This window comes from Pseudomonas sp. R76 (genome assembly GCF_009834565.1).
In the GTDB taxonomy this organism is placed as follows: Bacteria; Pseudomonadota; Gammaproteobacteria; order Pseudomonadales; family Pseudomonadaceae; genus Aquipseudomonas.
Genome location: NZ_CP019428.1, coordinates 4,194,056 through 4,208,235 on the forward strand (window position 1 = coordinate 4,194,056; position 14,180 = coordinate 4,208,235).

Consider the following 14,180-nt stretch of genomic DNA (forward strand, 5'->3'; position numbering starts at 1 on the left):
TTATACCGGGGCAGCCCTTCGAAAGCAAGTACTGCCACTGCGCTACCCCTCTAAAAGCCTGTATAAACGGGCATAACGAGGGTAGTCGAGGGTTTTGGACGCCGCTCGAACCCGGCCGCAGAAAATTCGTTTCAAGGGGTAAAACCGCTCTACATCCATGGCTGGCGAAGCGCATTGAACACGGTTACTATTCAAACAATATTTTAAAAACAAGAAATAAAACCAGTCCGTGACGCGTACCAGCCAGCTACCGAACTTGTTACAAAGATTTACCGGGGGCAAGCGGCACCGTCGAGACTGCAGGCGTAGTCATGATGACAGAGACCCCCGCGCACCCAGGCTTGATCTCCCTGCAAGGCATCGGCAAGCACTATCAGCTCGCCGGGCAACACCTGTCCATTCTTAACGATGTATGCCTGGCCATCGCCCGCGGTGACAGCTGCGGCATTCTCGGCGCCTCCGGTTCCGGCAAAAGCACCCTGCTCAATATTCTCGGCCTGTTGGACTTGCCCAATTACGGCCAGTACCACTTTGCCGGCCACGATATTTTCAGCGCCAGCCCGGATGAGCTGGCGGCGATCCGCAACCAGCAGATCGGCTTCGTGTTCCAGAGTTTCAACCTGCTGCCGCGCCTCAGTGCCGTGGACAACGTCGCCCTGCCCCTGAGTTATCGCGGCGTGTCACGCCATGAATCCGTGGAGCAGGCGTTGCGCATGCTCGAACAAGTCGGCCTGGCCGAGCGTGCCCACCATCGCCCCGCCGACCTTTCCGGCGGCCAGCGCCAACGCGTGGCCATTGCCCGCGCGCTGGTCGGCAAACCTTCGGTGATTCTCGCCGACGAACCCACCGGCAACCTCGACAGCACCACTGCCCAAGAGATCATGGACTTGCTCCTGGCCCTCAACCGCGAGCAGCAAGTGACGCTGATCATCGTCACCCATGACCCCCATATCGCCGAGCGCCTGGAGCGCAAAATCCTGGTGCGCAATGGCGTGGTGCATGAGGCCGGACGCCTATGAGCCTGCGGGTTGAGCAGAACCTGAGCCAACTGCTGCACGAAGCGTTTGTGAGCCTGCGCACCCTGGGCAAACGCTCGGTCCTGGCGTTGCTGGGTATCGTGATCGGCAGTTCGTCGGTGGTGGCGCTGATCAATATCGGCCATAACGCCGCAGTGGATGCGGCGCTGATTTTCAAAGACATGGGCACCGACACGCTGATCGCCCAGTTCCCGGCCAAGGGCAGCGGCAACACACCGATGCGCGCCAGCCTCGACCTCGAGGCCGTGCGCCGAGCCGTACCGGGCATCGCCCATATCGGCGCACTCAGTTTGTTCAGCGGGCCCATCGTGTTCCATGGCCGCAGCGCCAACGCCAACTTTGTCGGCGCTACCCCGGACATCAATGACGCCATGCGCCTGGCCGTGCGCGAGGGGCGCTTTCTGTCGAGTTTCGACGCCGGCGAAACCTATGGCGTGATTGGCGACCAAGTCGCCCAAGCCCTGGGCGCGCCGGGCGACCCGCTGCGGCTGGGCGACCGCATCCGCATCAACGACTACCTGTTCCTGGTGATAGGCATTCTGCACAACCAGCCGCGCGCCATGCTGATGCCGGTGCAGGCCAACGAATCGCTGTTTATCCCCGCCGAAGGCATGCGCCGCATCTACCCCGCGCCGCAGATCGGCAACGTGATTATTCGCGCCGCCCCCGGCCAGGACATGGAGCAGATCGCCCGCGACGCCGCCATCGCCCTGAAAAGCCAACTCACCGACCACGATGTCGACATCCAGGTGCCCCAGCAAATGATCGATGGCATGACCCGGCAAAGCCGCACATTCGCCTACTTGCTGCTGGCCCTGGGCGCGATCTCGCTGGTGGGCGGCGGCGTCGGTGTGATGAACGTGATGCTGATGAATGTCTCGGAGCGCCGCCGTGAGATCGGCATCCGCATGGCCCTGGGTGCGCGCCAGCGCGATATCCGCAACCTGTTCCTGCTCGAAGCCGTGACCCTGACCGCCGTCGGCGCACTCTGCGGCGCGGTGCTGGGCATGACCGCCGCCTGGTTCTACGCCTGGCTGTCGGGCTGGGAATTCGCCCTGGCCGCCGCCGCGCTACCGTTGGGGGTCGGCAGCACGCTGCTGGTGGGCTTGTTCTTTGGCATCTACCCGGCGGTGTCGGCCTCGCGGCTGCAGCCAGTGGAGGCCTTGCGTGATGAATAAAGGGCTGCTGCTACTGATTTTCGCGAGCCTGCCGACCATGGCCGCCGACGTGGTGATCAACCCTTCGGCCCCCAGCACCACCCGCAGCGGTTATGACCGCAGTGTCTCGCTCAAAGCCCAGGCCACCAACATGACCCTGGGCGATGCGGTGTACCTGGGCTTGCGCAACAACCCGGCGATCCGCAGCGCGTACCTGCAGCGCGTTGCACAAAAATTCGACCTGCGCGTGGCCGAAGACACCTTCAACCCCAAGCTCACCCTCAACAGTTATTACCGCCAAAGTCGCGGTACCGCGGATAACGCCCGCAATGCCAACCTGGCGCCGAACGCCACCTTGCTCGGCGAATACGGCACCCGCCTGAGCATGGCCTGGACCCAGCAACTGAACAACGCCGACCGGGCCGGCCGCTACCGCAGCGACGGCCTCGACCTGGCGCTTATCCAGCCGCTGATGCGCGGTGCCGGCTGGGACGCCACCACCGCGCCGTTGCGCCTGTCACGCCTGTCGGAGCAGGCTAACCGCCTGAACCTCAAGGCCACCGTGGCGCAGACCATCAGCCAGATCATCGCCACCTACCGCGAGCTGCTGCGTGCCCAGGAGCAACTGAGCATCGTCCAGGACGCGCTCAAACGTTCCGGCACCTTGCTGGAAGTCAACAAGGCCTTGATCAGTGCTGGGCGCATGGCCGAGTTCGAAATCGTGCAGACCGAAGCCGACATTGCCACCCAGCAGCTCGGCGTGGAAGAAGCCCAGAACCAACTCGATACCAGCCGCCTGGCGCTGCTGCGCCTGCTGGCCCTGGACCTGTCGACGCCGATCCGCGCCAGCGAGGCCCTGGAGGCCAAGCCGATGACCATCGACAAGCGCCAGGCCTTCAACCTGGCGCAGACCCAGCAACCGGAATACCTCGCCGCCCTGCTCGGCAGCCAGCAGGCCGACCTCAACCTGGTGATCGCCAAGGATTCCGGGCGCTGGCAAGTCGACCTGGTGGCCGGGGCCAACCAGCTTCGCGATGCCTACAATAACGACAACGGCAGCAGCAATAACCGCTCGTGGAACAGCTATGCCGGGGTGCAGGTGCAAATCCCGATCGGCGACATCAGCACCCGCCAGGCCGAAGTGCGCGCACGGGTCAATGTGGAAGATCAGGAAATCCACATCACCGACGCGCGCCAGGAACTGGAACGCAGCGTCAACGACGTGGTGCGCGACCTCGGCACGCGCTGGCGCCAATATGAAATCGCCCAACGTGCGGTGGAATTGTCGCGGCGCAAGATTGAGATCGAGCGGGAAAAACTCAGCGCCGGGCGCTCCACCAACTTCCAGGTACTGAGTTTCGAGACCGACCTGCGCAACGCCGAAAATTCGCAGCTCAATGCGCTGATCGCTTATTTGAACGCCCAGACCCAGCTCGACTTGACGCTGGGCATGACGCTGGAAAGTTGGGAAATCGCCCTCAATGACTACTAACAAAAAATACCTGCTGGGAGCCTTGCTCGTCGTGCTGTTGGCGGGCACCGGCATTGCCCTGCGCAGCCCGGCGACCGGCCAGGCCACCGCGACCACGCAATGGCTGGTCGTCAAGCCTGACCCGCTGGTGCACCAGATCGGCTTGGTGGGCAGGATCGAACCCGACACCACCCTCATCCTCACGGCGCCGTTCGACGGCAACGTGCTGGCCAATCTGGTGGAGCAAGGTCAGCGCGTCGAGGCTGGCCAGGTGCTGCTGCGCATGGACCCGTCCACCCTCGAAGTGCAACTGCGCGACGCACTGTCCATCCTGCTCAAGGCCCGTCGCGCCGTGCAGGAGATGCAGGACTGGAACAGCAGCCCCACCGTCAGCCGCGCGCGCCGCAGCCTGCGCACCGCCGAAATGACCGCCGGCAACACCCAGCGCAAACTCACCGAGAGCGAAAACCTGTTCAAGCGCGGCATCATCCCGCGCAATGAACTGGACGATCTCAAGCAACAGGCCCAGCAACAGCAACTCGACCTCGCCTCCGCCCGCAGCGAACTGCAGCAAGCGCTGGATCAAGGCCAGGGCGAATACCGGCAGATCGCCGATATGGAACTGACCAACGCCACGGTGAAATACGACGCCCTGCACACGCTGCTGGAGGGCAAGGAGGTCAAGGCGCCGTTCTCGGGCATAGTAGTGCCCGCACCCGGCAGCAACAGCTCGCCCCAAGGTGCCGGCAACACCAATGCACCGGTGCAGGCCGGCAGCAAAGTCAGCCAGGGCCAGGTGCTGTTTGGCCTGGCGAACATCGAGCGATTGAAAATCGTCGCCAAAGTGTCGGAGTTGGACATCAACCAGTTGCACCAGGGCCAGGCGGTGGAAGTAATGGGCGATGGCTTCGACGGTGAACGGCTGACCGGGTCCGTGAGCGTGGTCAGTGGCTTGGCGATAGCCAGCGACAGCCAGGGCAGCGCGCAATTTCCGGTGACCTTGTCGATACCCAAGCTGACGCCGCAGCAATTGCAGCGGGTGCGGCTGGGGATGAGTGCACGGTTGACCATTGTCACGTACAACAATGAGCAGGCGATTGTGGTGCCGAGCCAGGCGATCCAGGCGGACAAAACAGTCGAATACCGCGAGGCGATGGATAAGCCAGTGGAACGGGTGAAAGTCACCACCGGGCAGTCGACCGCGCAGGGGGTGGAAGTGTTTGGCCTGAAGCCGGGCTTCGTGAAGATTGGCGGTTGAAACGCCGATTAACTGTGGGAGCTGGCTTGTCGGATCGCCGCACCGTTGCGATGGCATCAACGGGTTATGCCTGATACACCGAGGTGCCTGCATCGCAGGCAAGCCAGCTCCCACAGAAAAGCAGAGCGCAAAAGACTGGCGGCCGAACTCGGTCTAATTGTGGGAGCGGGCTTGCTCGCGAAGGCGGTGGGTCAGTTACACAATAGCTGGCTGACACACCGCATTCGCGAGCAAGCCCGCTCCCACATTTTGGATCTCAGTACATCAGGTAGATGTGCTTTTGCCCTGCTTTTGCTTCTACCACTCAGGTCGGCTACCAGGCCGCCGTGCTGTAGATCTTGATCTTGATTTTGATCTGGGATCGCCCCGTCAACCACGCTGGCCGAACGCAGGCTTTGGAGCGGGGGTAACCCGGCAGGACGCCGGGTTAGCCGCGCTGGGCCAGGGATGGCCCATCGCGGCGGCCCCCGCTCCAAAGCCGGAGTGAGGGCACACCGAGCCTAGGCGAGGTGCCGAGTGGTGGGGCGTGTACGGGACAACCACATGGGTTACACAAAAGTGCATTCACATAGGTAACACTTTGAGTGAAATATAGCCGTCCTTGTCTGCATGCCTCGCATCCACTTGTCCGAGGATCACTGGGCCGAAAATAACAGCCCACACATCGTCGCTCAGCATCTCCATTCCAATAGTCTGGTATTTCAGTAAATGCCCCACATAAATCCGCAGACCTGACCGATAAATCATCCCGTTTGAGTCAGTCCGGTAACACTCAATATGACTTGCATAACCCATCTCCGGCAGTTTCTCCGGATAGGCTCGAGGTGAAGGTGAATAGCATGAAGCCGGTGTTTTCTGGCTCAGCGCTTCATGCCCTCGCTCGTAATTGTAGTGCCGTATGAAACGATCAAAGTGTTTCTGCTGAGACTCCCAAGCAACCGCAGGTGGATTGGGCAAAGTGCTTTTCAGTGTTCGGTGCATACGCTCGTGCCGGCCATTTTGGTCTGGCCGACCGGGCTCGATACGCTCAGGAATGATACCCAGCCGTAGCCACCAGATCGACAACTGTGACAGCCCTCCGCGCCCTGTGCTGGCAAACGGCACTCCGTTGTCAGTACGGATGCGCTCAGGCAAACCATACTCGCGAAACACCCGTTCGAACGTCTCTTGGGTCTCCTTGAAATTGGTGCTGGGCATGCTCTGACAGGCAAGTAAGAAGCGACTGGCATGATCCATGATTGTTAGCGGATAACACCATACGCCCGCGCCTGTCAGGTACTGGCCTTTGTAGTCAGCACTGAAAAGCTGATTAGGCACATCTGCCTTACGTAACGGTTTTGGATAGACAGCAACTCTTGGCCGCAAGGGGCGCGGCGTGATCAGATCAGCCGCTTTAAGGATGTTATAAATAGTCGTTTTCGAGGGCGGATCCTGGCCCGGAAAACGCTTTATCAAATCACTCTGGATTTTTTTCGGACCAGGGATTGTCTCGCCTATAGAACGAAGTTCGATAATTGCCTGCTTTACCGCCAAAGGCACCACATAAGTCTGGTGGTGCCGACGACGACTACGCTCATCAAGCCCACCGGGGCCTTCTGTTTTGTATCGCTCGACCCACTTATAGCCAGTCTTTCGGCTGATTTCATAGTCTCGACATAGCTGACTAAGGCTGTGTTTTCCAGTCAGGTATTCAGCGACAAACATCACTTTGAGGTCCATAGGTTTCAGCTCTTTCCAGGGCATGGTCAGATCCTCACGAAATCGACCCTGCCAGTTAAAAACTGTTACCTATGTGCGTGAACTGATTTGTAACCCATGTGGGTGAGTCATACCGGCGAGGACTTTTTGGTTACTTTTTGGTCCCTCAAAAAGTGACCCGCTGTAAGAGCGGAACCCTAAGTGGCCGTTACCTAAATAACGGATATGTACTCCGACCCAAGACCTCCAGCGCCCAACACATAGCCTTCGCGAGCAAGCCCGCTCCCACATTTGGAATGGAGGGTGTCAGGTAGATTTGGTTGCCTGGGAGGCCGCTATCGCAGGCAATCCAGCTCCCACATCAAATTTTCGTCAGTTTCAAAGCCAACGCCTTCGCCTGCAGCGCCACATCGGTCACAGCCGTACTCTCCCACCACATCCCCCGCAACGGCGGCCCCATGGCAAACAATCGCAGGCTGACATTGCCCTCAGCATCCACCACCGCCCCCGACACATCCGCCGCAATCCCCAACGCCAACGGCCCCGGCCGGATCAACCCACGCTTGAGCAACTGCTGCGGCAACGGCCTGGCCACCCGGCGCCAATCGTATTCGATACCGCTGGAATTGATCAGCGCCGCGCCCGACACCTGCGTCACCGCCTGCTCACCACGACGCCGCAAGCGAATAGTCACACCACCGTCCAACGCCACCACCCCCTTGAACGACGCCGCCTGAATCCGCAACCGCCCTTCAGCCTGCAACCGCGCCACCAACTGCGCACTCAACGGCGGCGAACGGTGATGATGGCTCTCCCACCACGGCCGTACATGACGCACGAACTGGCGCTTCTCACGCTCGTCGGCCTGGCTCCACAAACGGCCGATGTGCGCGCGCACGGTGTCCAGCGGCGCCTGCCAATCGATGCCCTGGGCCTGCGCGATCCGGCATTGGCGGCGCACCTCGCGCAGCAGTTGCCTTGGGCTGCGCAGGCTGTGGTCAGCGGCGAGAAAGTCTTCCCAGCTTGGCGGCTGCCGACGCACATGCGGCAACAGACCGTGCCGCGAGAAAATCTCGATGGGCCCACGATGGCCCGCCTGCTCCAGCGACACCACAGCATCGACCATGGTCAGCCCGGAACCGATGATCAGCACCGTCGATTGCGGGTCGATGTGAGTCATGGCCTGCACATCCCACGGGTCCACGGCGGCGGCGTTCAAACCGCTGGACTCGGTCTGCGGTGTACGCGCCGCCGGGAACATGCCGGTGGCCAGCACCGCGTAAGTGCCGCGCAGTTGCTGGCCGTTATCGAGGGTAAGCAATGTGGCTGCCTCGTCCACCTGCAGGTCGATCACTTCGCCACGCACATGCTCGACGGTGGATGCCGACAGCGCCTTGGCTTCGGCCAGCCGCTGCTGCGCGTACACGCCAAAAATCCCGCGCGGCGGGAACAGTTCACTGATCGGCACATGCTGCTGATCCGATTCCGGCCAACCTCCGGCGCCGATGTAGTCGATGAGCCACTGGGTCAGGTCATCGGCGTTGTCCGGGTCCACACTCATGCGCGCGGCGTTACCGTTCAAGGTGTGGCCCAGCTCAACGGCGCTGTAGGCCTCGCCGCGCCCGAGTTCGGCGCGCGGTTCAATCACCAGGATGTGCCGCTGCCCGGGCTGGCGCAGCAGTTGCACGGCCAACATCGTGCCGCTCAGGCCGCCGCCGATGATCAATACATCAGCGTTGCGGATGGATTCAGTCATGCACGTTCGCCCTTACTGTTTACCCAGATAAATATCATGCAAATCGCCACGCGCGAGCAGCTCGGCCGCGCTGCCGCTCAACACTACCCGCCCAGTATCCAGCACGTAGCCCTGGGACGCATAGTTGAGCGCGACGTTGATGTTCTGTTCGGCGATCAAAAAGCTCACCTGCTGCTCACGGTTGAGCTGCGCGATGATCTCGAAAATCTCCTGCACAATCATCGGCGCCAACCCCATCGACGGCTCGTCGAGCAGCACCAAGGTCGGGCGAGTCATCAGCGCCCGGCCAATGGCGACCATTTGCTGCTCGCCGCCCGACGTCAGCCCCGCGCGGGTGTGGCGCTTGGTCTTGAGCCGTGGGAACCAGGCGTAGATGCGTTCCAGGTCGTGCTCCATGGCCTTGCGGCTGAGGCGTCGCACAAAGCCGCCGCTGCGCAGGTTGTCTTCCACCGTCAGTTGGCCGAACACATGCCGACCTTCCAGCACATGAACCATGCCCTGGCGCACGCGCTGGCTGGGGTCGATGCCGGCCACATCGCGCCCGGCATAGGTGATCACACCCCGGCTGACCTCGGCCCGCTCGGCACGCACCAACCCCGAGATCGCCTTGAGCGTGGTGCTTTTGCCCGCGCCATTGGCGCCGAGCAAGGCGACGATGGCGCCCTTGGGCACATTCAAGGACACCCCGGCCACCGCCAGGATCGCGCCGTCGTAGATCACTTCGATGTCGTTGACCGTCAGCAGCGACGGCTGTGCAGTTTCAGCGGCGGCTTGGCTCATGGTTTATTCATCCCCGGTGCAGGTGCGCGGCGTCAGGCCTTTTTCCTTGGCGAAGGCGGCGGACTTTTCATCGATCAACGGGCGCAACAACGCGCGGTCGGCGGCGATCCAGTCGCTGATCAGCGTCCAGTTGGCACCGTCCCACTGCTGCACGCGCGCCGAACCGCCGCCTTCGTGGTCGCGGCACGACAGCTTGAGGTTCTGCATCAGGCCCAGGTAGCCCATGTCCTTCAAACGCGCGTCGTCGATATTCAGATGCTCCAGGCCCCAACGGCCTTCTTCGCCATTGAGTGGCCGTTTGCCGAATTTAGCCTGGCCGGTGCGAATGGCTTCCACCGCCACGGCGGCGTTCACCAGACCGGAGTTGTAGTACACGCTGCCGAAGTTTTTCAGGTCTTTGAGGTCGCTGTGGCCCTTGTCGAGGATGTATTGCTTGAGGCGTTTATGAATCTCGAAGTCGGCGCCGGCCGGGTATGGGGTGAGTGCCAGGTAGCCTTTGGCAGCAGCGCCGGCAGGCAACACGTCTTCGCTGGAACTGGCCCAGATATCGCCGATGATGTGGTCGACCGGGAAGCCAAAGCGCGCGGCGGTCTTTACCGCAACCGGCGTCGACACGCCCCAGGTGCGCAGGAACACCCAATCCGGATTGGCCTGGCGCACCTGGCGCCATTGCGCCGACTGCTCGTTGCCGGGATCGGCGACCGGAATCTGGATGTTTTCAAAGCCGTATTTCTCTGCCAGCAGCTTCAACGGGCCGAGGGTTTCCCGCCCGTAGGCCGAGTCGTGATAGACCGTGGCGATCTTCTTGCCCTTGAGTTTGTCGAAACCGCCTTCGCGCTGGGCGATGTAGTTCACCAATGTCGACGCCTCGCTGTAGAAGGTCAACATCACCGGGAAGTTGTACGGGAACACGGTGCCGTCGGTGGCTTCAGTGCGGCCGTAACCGAGGGTGATCAGCGGGATCTTGTCGACCTCGGCGCGCTCGCTCAGCGCATACGCCGCCGGTGCGCCATTGGGTTGATACACCGCGACCGGCGCGCCATCCAGGCCATTCTTGAAGCGCTCGTAGCACTCGATGCCCTTCTCTGCCGTCCACTCGGTCTCGCATTCCTGCCACACCAGTTTCACCCCATTGATGCCGCCTTCAACCTCGTTGATATAACGCAGGTAGTCGATCATCCCGGCCCACACCTGCACGCCGCTGGACGCGTAGGCGCCGACGCGGTAGGTGGCCAGGGGAATAAATTGCTGGTCGGGCGAGGCGCTTGCCTGGGGCACAGCACCGGCCAGGGCGGCCAGCGCGAAGGCGGCGCCGACCAGGGAACGTTTCAAGGATGCACGCATGGGAAGTTCTCTTAGGGTCAGAAACGTAGAGGCCACTGACGCAGCCGATCGCGAAGGGTGTGCAACAGGCGAATCAAGCCCTCGGGTTCCTTGATCAGGAACACGATGATCAACACACCAAAGATGATTTTCTGCAGGTTCTGCAACTGCCCCGCATCCACCGAACCGCCGAACAACGCCTGCCCGGCATGGCTGAGGAAAATCGGCAGCAGGCTGATAAACGCCGCGCCGACAAAGTTGCCGGCAATGCTGCCCATGCCGCCGATAATGATGATGAACAGGATCTGGAACGAGCGGTTGATATCGAAGCTGCTGGCGCTGGCCGTGCCCAGGTAGGCGAAGGCCCACAGCGCGCCGGCGATGCCTAAGTAGAACGAGCTGACCGCGAACGCCAGGCGCTTGTAGCGCACCACCGGAATGCCGACCACGGCGGCGGCGGTGTCCATGTCGCGGATCGCCATCCAGTTGCGGCCGACCTGGCTGCGCACCAGGTTGACGGCGGTCCAGGTCAACAGCAGCACCGTAATCAAGGTCAGCAGATAGCGGCCAACCGGGGTGTTGAGGTCATGGCCGAACAGCGCCAGTTTCGGCGCAGAAATGGTGCCCGAGGAGCCGTAGTTGTAGAACCAGGGGAATTTGACGAACAGCCATTCCAGGAAAAACTGTGCGGCCAGCGTGGTGACCATCAAATAGAAACCCTTGATTCGCGAGCTGGGCAAGCCGAACAGCAGCCCCACCAACGCGCTGATCACGCCGCCGCCGAGCAGCGCCACCGGCAAGCCCAGCTCCGGCAGGCGCAATAAAAACCCATAGGTGGCGAACGCACCGACGGCCATGAAGCCCGCCGCGCCCACCGAGGTTTGCCCGGTGTAGCCGGTCAGCAGGTTCAAGCCCAGCCCGGCCAGGGACAGCACCAGGAACGGAATCAGGATCGCGTTGAGCCAATAGTCATTGCCCCACAGCGGCACCACGATAAAGGCCAGCGCCAACAGGCCAATCAGGCCCCAGGGCACGCGCCGCTGGATCAACACCAGTGGCGCGGTTACTTGAGCAACGGGAATCGACATGGTTTCAGACTCGCTCAATGGCGCGCTCGCCGAACAGGCCGGCGGGGCGGATATACAGGAAGGCCAGGGCCAATACGTAAGCAAACCACGGCGTGATGCCGCCGCCGATCAGCGGGCCGATATACACCTCGGCGAGGTTCTCCGCCGCACCGACAATCAACCCGCCGACAATCGCCCCGCCAATCGAGGTAAAGCCGCCGACGATCAATACCGGCAAGGCCTTGAGCACCACCAGCGACAGCGAAAACTGCACGCCCTGGCGCGCGCCCCACAACAGCCCCGCCACCAGCCCGACCAACCCGGCCACGGCCCAGACGATCTGCCAGATACGGTTGAGGTTGATGCCGATGGACAGCGCCGCCGTGGTGTCATCCGCCACCGCGCGCAGCGACACGCCAATGCGGGTCTTGTTGAACAGCAGCGCCAGCACGCTCACCAGCACCACCGCAGCGGCAGCGGCGATCAGGTCGAACTGGCTGACCATCAGCGGCCCGACAAACAGCGGCACGTCGTCGATACCCAGATCCAGCGCGCGCACCTGCGAGCCCATCAAGCCTTGGGCCAGGCCTTCGATAATGAACGACAGGCCCAAGGTGGCCATGAACAGGGTGATCTGCGAGCGGTTCACCAACGGGCGCAACACCAGCCGCTCGATCAGCAAGGCGCCGATGATCATCACGATCACCGTCAGCAGCAGCGCCAGGGCAAACGGCACGCCCTGATCATGCAGGCTGACGAAGGTCAGGGCGGCAAACAGCAACATCGAACCCTGGGCGAAATTGAACACACCGCTGGCCTTGTAGATCAGCACGAAGCCGATGGCGACCAGCGAGTACAGGGTGCCGGCGAGCAGGCCGCCGAGCAGGGTTTCGAAAAAGAAGGTCATCAGTGTGCGACTCCCAGGTAAGCGGCAATCACCTCGGGGTTGGCCTGCACCTCGGCGGGCGTGCCTTCGCCGACCTTGCGCCCGTAGTCGAGCACCACCACATGATCGGACAGGCCCATGACCACGCCCATGTCGTGCTCGATCAACACCACGGTGGTGCCGAGGTCGCGGTTTACGTCGGCGACGAAGCGCGCCATGTCCTGTTTTTCTTCGGCGTTCATCCCGGCCATCGGCTCGTCGAGCAGCAACAGGCTCGGGCCTGCGATCAAGGCCCGGCCCAACTCCACGCGTTTTTGCAGGCCGTAAGACAGGTTGCCCACCAGTACGTCGCGATGGGCTTGCAGTTCGAGCAATTCAAGGATGGCTTGGCCACGCAGGCGGAAGGCCTCAGCCTCACGCCGGGCGCGCGGTAACCCGAGGGCCTGCTCGATAAAGGTGGTGCGCATATGCCGCGACAGGCCGGTAAGGATGTTGTCGAGCACGCTCATTTTTTTGAACAGCGCATTGTTCTGGAAGGTGCGGCCAATGCCTCGGCGCGCGGCGCCCAACAGGTCGATGCGCAGGAAGTGCTGTTGCTCAAACACGATCTCGCCGGCGTCAAAGCGATACACGCCGTTGAGTACATTGAGCAACGAGCTCTTGCCCGCGCCATTAGGCCCGATCAACGCGCAGATTTCGCCGCGCTGCACCTCGAACGACAACGCATTGATGGCCTTGACGCCTTTGAACGACAGCGAGATATCCCGCACTTGGAGAATGGCCTGGCTCATGCGATGTCCCGTTTGAATTCGGCCAGCCATACCGGCTCGGCGCTGGATTTGAGCGGTTGCCAGATATAGGACAGGCGCTGGAAACCGAGCAGCCTGCGCACGCGATTTTTCAGCAACCGGCGCAGGCCGCTTTGCGGGTGGGCGATGGCCCAGTCGCACAAGCGTCGACGCCAGGTGCCGTGGGGCGCGAGGCGGCTTCCGATATCGTCGGCCAGGTGCTGTAAACGCTCGGGCGACAGCAGCAGGCCGGTCGGTGCGACTTCACTGCGATCACGCCGCGCCGAAGCCAGGCTTTCCGGAAATGCCAGGCCGTGGCCGCTGTTCAGCCATTGCTCCAGCACCACCGCCAGCCCGCCTTGCCAATGGGTGCCCTCCTCGCTCCACAACACGGTTTCGCCGCTCGGTTGCCACCAACGCTGCAGGTGCTGCGCCGGGTCAATGGGGCCGAGCAGTTGGGCAAAATCCACCGGGTTGGCGGACTGCCAGTGCCGCACCTGGTGGCGGCCCTGGGCGTAAGAATGGCTGGGGCGAATGCGCCACAGCTGTTGGTACAGAACTTCGGGTTCCAGGTCATCGGCCAGGGTCAACACCTGCCCACCGACGGACTGGGCAGCCAAGGCCAGCAGCAACAGGTTGGGCTCGAAGGCACCGCTGAGGGCCAGCCGCGATTGTTCGCCGAAACCTTGCTGGCGCAACCCATCGGCCAGGCGCTCGACATCGCGCAAGGCGTCGATCCAGCGCCAGGCATACCACTGGCCCTGGCGCTTGTGGCGCAGGGCGGTGTGCAACGGGGTGATCTGCGCCCAGTGGTGCAATTGTTCCAAGGCCTTGGGCAGGTTGCCGAGCAGTTCGGCAGGCCATTCCAGGGCCAGCGGGCGTTTGAGTTCGTGCACGCTCATAGGGGTAATGCTCCTATTCAAATGATGTGCGTGCGGTGGTCCGCTGGCTGAGTAATT

The 14,180-nt window shown here is 62.1% G+C and carries 12 protein-coding genes; 4 read left to right on the top strand and 8 right to left on the bottom strand.

Annotation, left to right across the window (positions count from 1 at the left end):
* The first annotated feature begins 311 nt into the window (after window positions 1-311).
* From PspR76_RS18710 to PspR76_RS18725, 4 genes are read left to right on the top strand one after another with little or no spacing between them, the layout of a single operon-like run.
* On the top strand, window positions 312-1,019 hold the full coding sequence (locus tag PspR76_RS18710) for an ABC transporter ATP-binding protein (protein ID WP_159957635.1): 708 nt from the start codon (window positions 312-314) through the stop codon (window positions 1,017-1,019).
* Window positions 1,016-2,215, top strand: coding sequence for an ABC transporter permease (locus tag PspR76_RS18715; RefSeq protein WP_159957637.1), 1,200 nt, complete (start codon window positions 1,016-1,018; stop codon window positions 2,213-2,215). Before PspR76_RS18710 ends, PspR76_RS18715 begins: the two co-directional genes overlap by 4 nt.
* A complete protein-coding gene (locus PspR76_RS18720; RefSeq protein WP_159957639.1) occupies window positions 2,208-3,686 on the top strand; it encodes a TolC family protein in 1,479 nt (492 codons plus the stop codon). Before PspR76_RS18715 ends, PspR76_RS18720 begins: the two co-directional genes overlap by 8 nt.
* Entirely contained in the window at window positions 3,676-4,923 is a 1,248-nt protein-coding gene (locus tag PspR76_RS18725; protein WP_159957641.1) for an efflux RND transporter periplasmic adaptor subunit, read from the top strand. The genes PspR76_RS18720 and PspR76_RS18725 overlap by 11 nt, the downstream gene beginning before the upstream one ends.
* Before the next feature lie 564 nt (window positions 4,924-5,487).
* Here PspR76_RS18725 and PspR76_RS18730 read toward each other — a convergent pair.
* From PspR76_RS18730 to PspR76_RS18765, 8 genes are all read right to left on the bottom strand, one after another.
* Window positions 5,488-6,666 carry an integrase core domain-containing protein gene (locus PspR76_RS18730; protein WP_159955475.1) on the bottom strand — a complete coding sequence of 393 codons (1,179 nt, stop codon included), beginning with the start codon at window positions 6,664-6,666 and terminating at the stop codon, window positions 5,488-5,490.
* A 316-nt stretch (window positions 6,667-6,982) separates the two neighbouring features.
* A complete protein-coding gene (locus PspR76_RS18735) occupies window positions 6,983-8,377 on the bottom strand; it encodes an FAD/NAD(P)-binding protein (RefSeq protein WP_159957643.1) in 1,395 nt (464 codons plus the stop codon).
* A gap of 12 nt (window positions 8,378-8,389) precedes the next feature.
* The gene (locus tag PspR76_RS18740) at window positions 8,390-9,157 is read right to left on the bottom strand and encodes an ABC transporter ATP-binding protein (protein WP_159957645.1); all 768 of its coding nucleotides are present in this window, start codon (window positions 9,155-9,157) and stop codon (window positions 8,390-8,392) included.
* A gap of 3 nt (window positions 9,158-9,160) precedes the next feature.
* Window positions 9,161-10,501: an ABC transporter substrate-binding protein gene (locus PspR76_RS18745; RefSeq protein WP_159957647.1), complete on the bottom strand. Its 1,341-nt coding sequence runs from the start codon at window positions 10,499-10,501 to the stop codon at window positions 9,161-9,163.
* 17 nt (window positions 10,502-10,518) lie between these two features.
* A complete protein-coding gene (locus PspR76_RS18750; protein WP_159957649.1) occupies window positions 10,519-11,568 on the bottom strand; it encodes a branched-chain amino acid ABC transporter permease in 1,050 nt (349 codons plus the stop codon).
* Window positions 11,569-11,572: 4 nt separating this feature from the next.
* Window positions 11,573-12,454 carry a branched-chain amino acid ABC transporter permease gene (locus tag PspR76_RS18755; RefSeq protein ID WP_159957651.1) on the bottom strand — a complete coding sequence of 294 codons (882 nt, stop codon included), beginning with the start codon at window positions 12,452-12,454 and terminating at the stop codon, window positions 11,573-11,575.
* Window positions 12,454-13,224: an ABC transporter ATP-binding protein gene (locus PspR76_RS18760; RefSeq protein ID WP_159957653.1), complete on the bottom strand. Its 771-nt coding sequence runs from the start codon at window positions 13,222-13,224 to the stop codon at window positions 12,454-12,456. Before PspR76_RS18760 ends, PspR76_RS18755 begins: the two co-directional genes overlap by 1 nt.
* On the bottom strand, window positions 13,221-14,123 hold the full coding sequence (locus PspR76_RS18765; protein ID WP_159957655.1) for an acyl-CoA synthetase: 903 nt from the start codon (window positions 14,121-14,123) through the stop codon (window positions 13,221-13,223). Before PspR76_RS18765 ends, PspR76_RS18760 begins: the two co-directional genes overlap by 4 nt.
* Between the last annotated feature and the right edge of the window lie 57 nt (window positions 14,124-14,180).

Excerpts from the sequence above, each read along its gene's own strand:
- PspR76_RS18710 (WP_159957635.1), top strand. The coding sequence starts at position 312 with ATGATGACAGAGACCCCCGCGCACCCAGGCTTGATCTCCCTGCAAGGC.
- PspR76_RS18715 (WP_159957637.1), top strand. The coding sequence starts at position 1,016 with ATGAGCCTGCGGGTTGAGCAGAACCTGAGCCAACTGCTGCACGAAGCG.
- PspR76_RS18720 (WP_159957639.1), top strand. The coding sequence starts at position 2,208 with ATGAATAAAGGGCTGCTGCTACTGATTTTCGCGAGCCTGCCGACCATG.
- PspR76_RS18725 (WP_159957641.1), top strand. The coding sequence starts at position 3,676 with ATGACTACTAACAAAAAATACCTGCTGGGAGCCTTGCTCGTCGTGCTG.
- PspR76_RS18730 (WP_159955475.1), bottom strand. The coding sequence starts at position 6,666 with ATGCCCTGGAAAGAGCTGAAACCTATGGACCTCAAAGTGATGTTTGTC.
- PspR76_RS18735 (WP_159957643.1), bottom strand. The coding sequence starts at position 8,377 with ATGACTGAATCCATCCGCAACGCTGATGTATTGATCATCGGCGGCGGC.
- PspR76_RS18740 (WP_159957645.1), bottom strand. The coding sequence starts at position 9,157 with ATGAGCCAAGCCGCCGCTGAAACTGCACAGCCGTCGCTGCTGACGGTC.
- PspR76_RS18745 (WP_159957647.1), bottom strand. The coding sequence starts at position 10,501 with ATGCGTGCATCCTTGAAACGTTCCCTGGTCGGCGCCGCCTTCGCGCTG.
- PspR76_RS18750 (WP_159957649.1), bottom strand. The coding sequence starts at position 11,568 with ATGTCGATTCCCGTTGCTCAAGTAACCGCGCCACTGGTGTTGATCCAG.
- PspR76_RS18755 (WP_159957651.1), bottom strand. The coding sequence starts at position 12,454 with ATGACCTTCTTTTTCGAAACCCTGCTCGGCGGCCTGCTCGCCGGCACC.
- PspR76_RS18760 (WP_159957653.1), bottom strand. The coding sequence starts at position 13,224 with ATGAGCCAGGCCATTCTCCAAGTGCGGGATATCTCGCTGTCGTTCAAA.
- PspR76_RS18765 (WP_159957655.1), bottom strand. The coding sequence starts at position 14,123 with ATGAGCGTGCACGAACTCAAACGCCCGCTGGCCCTGGAATGGCCTGCC.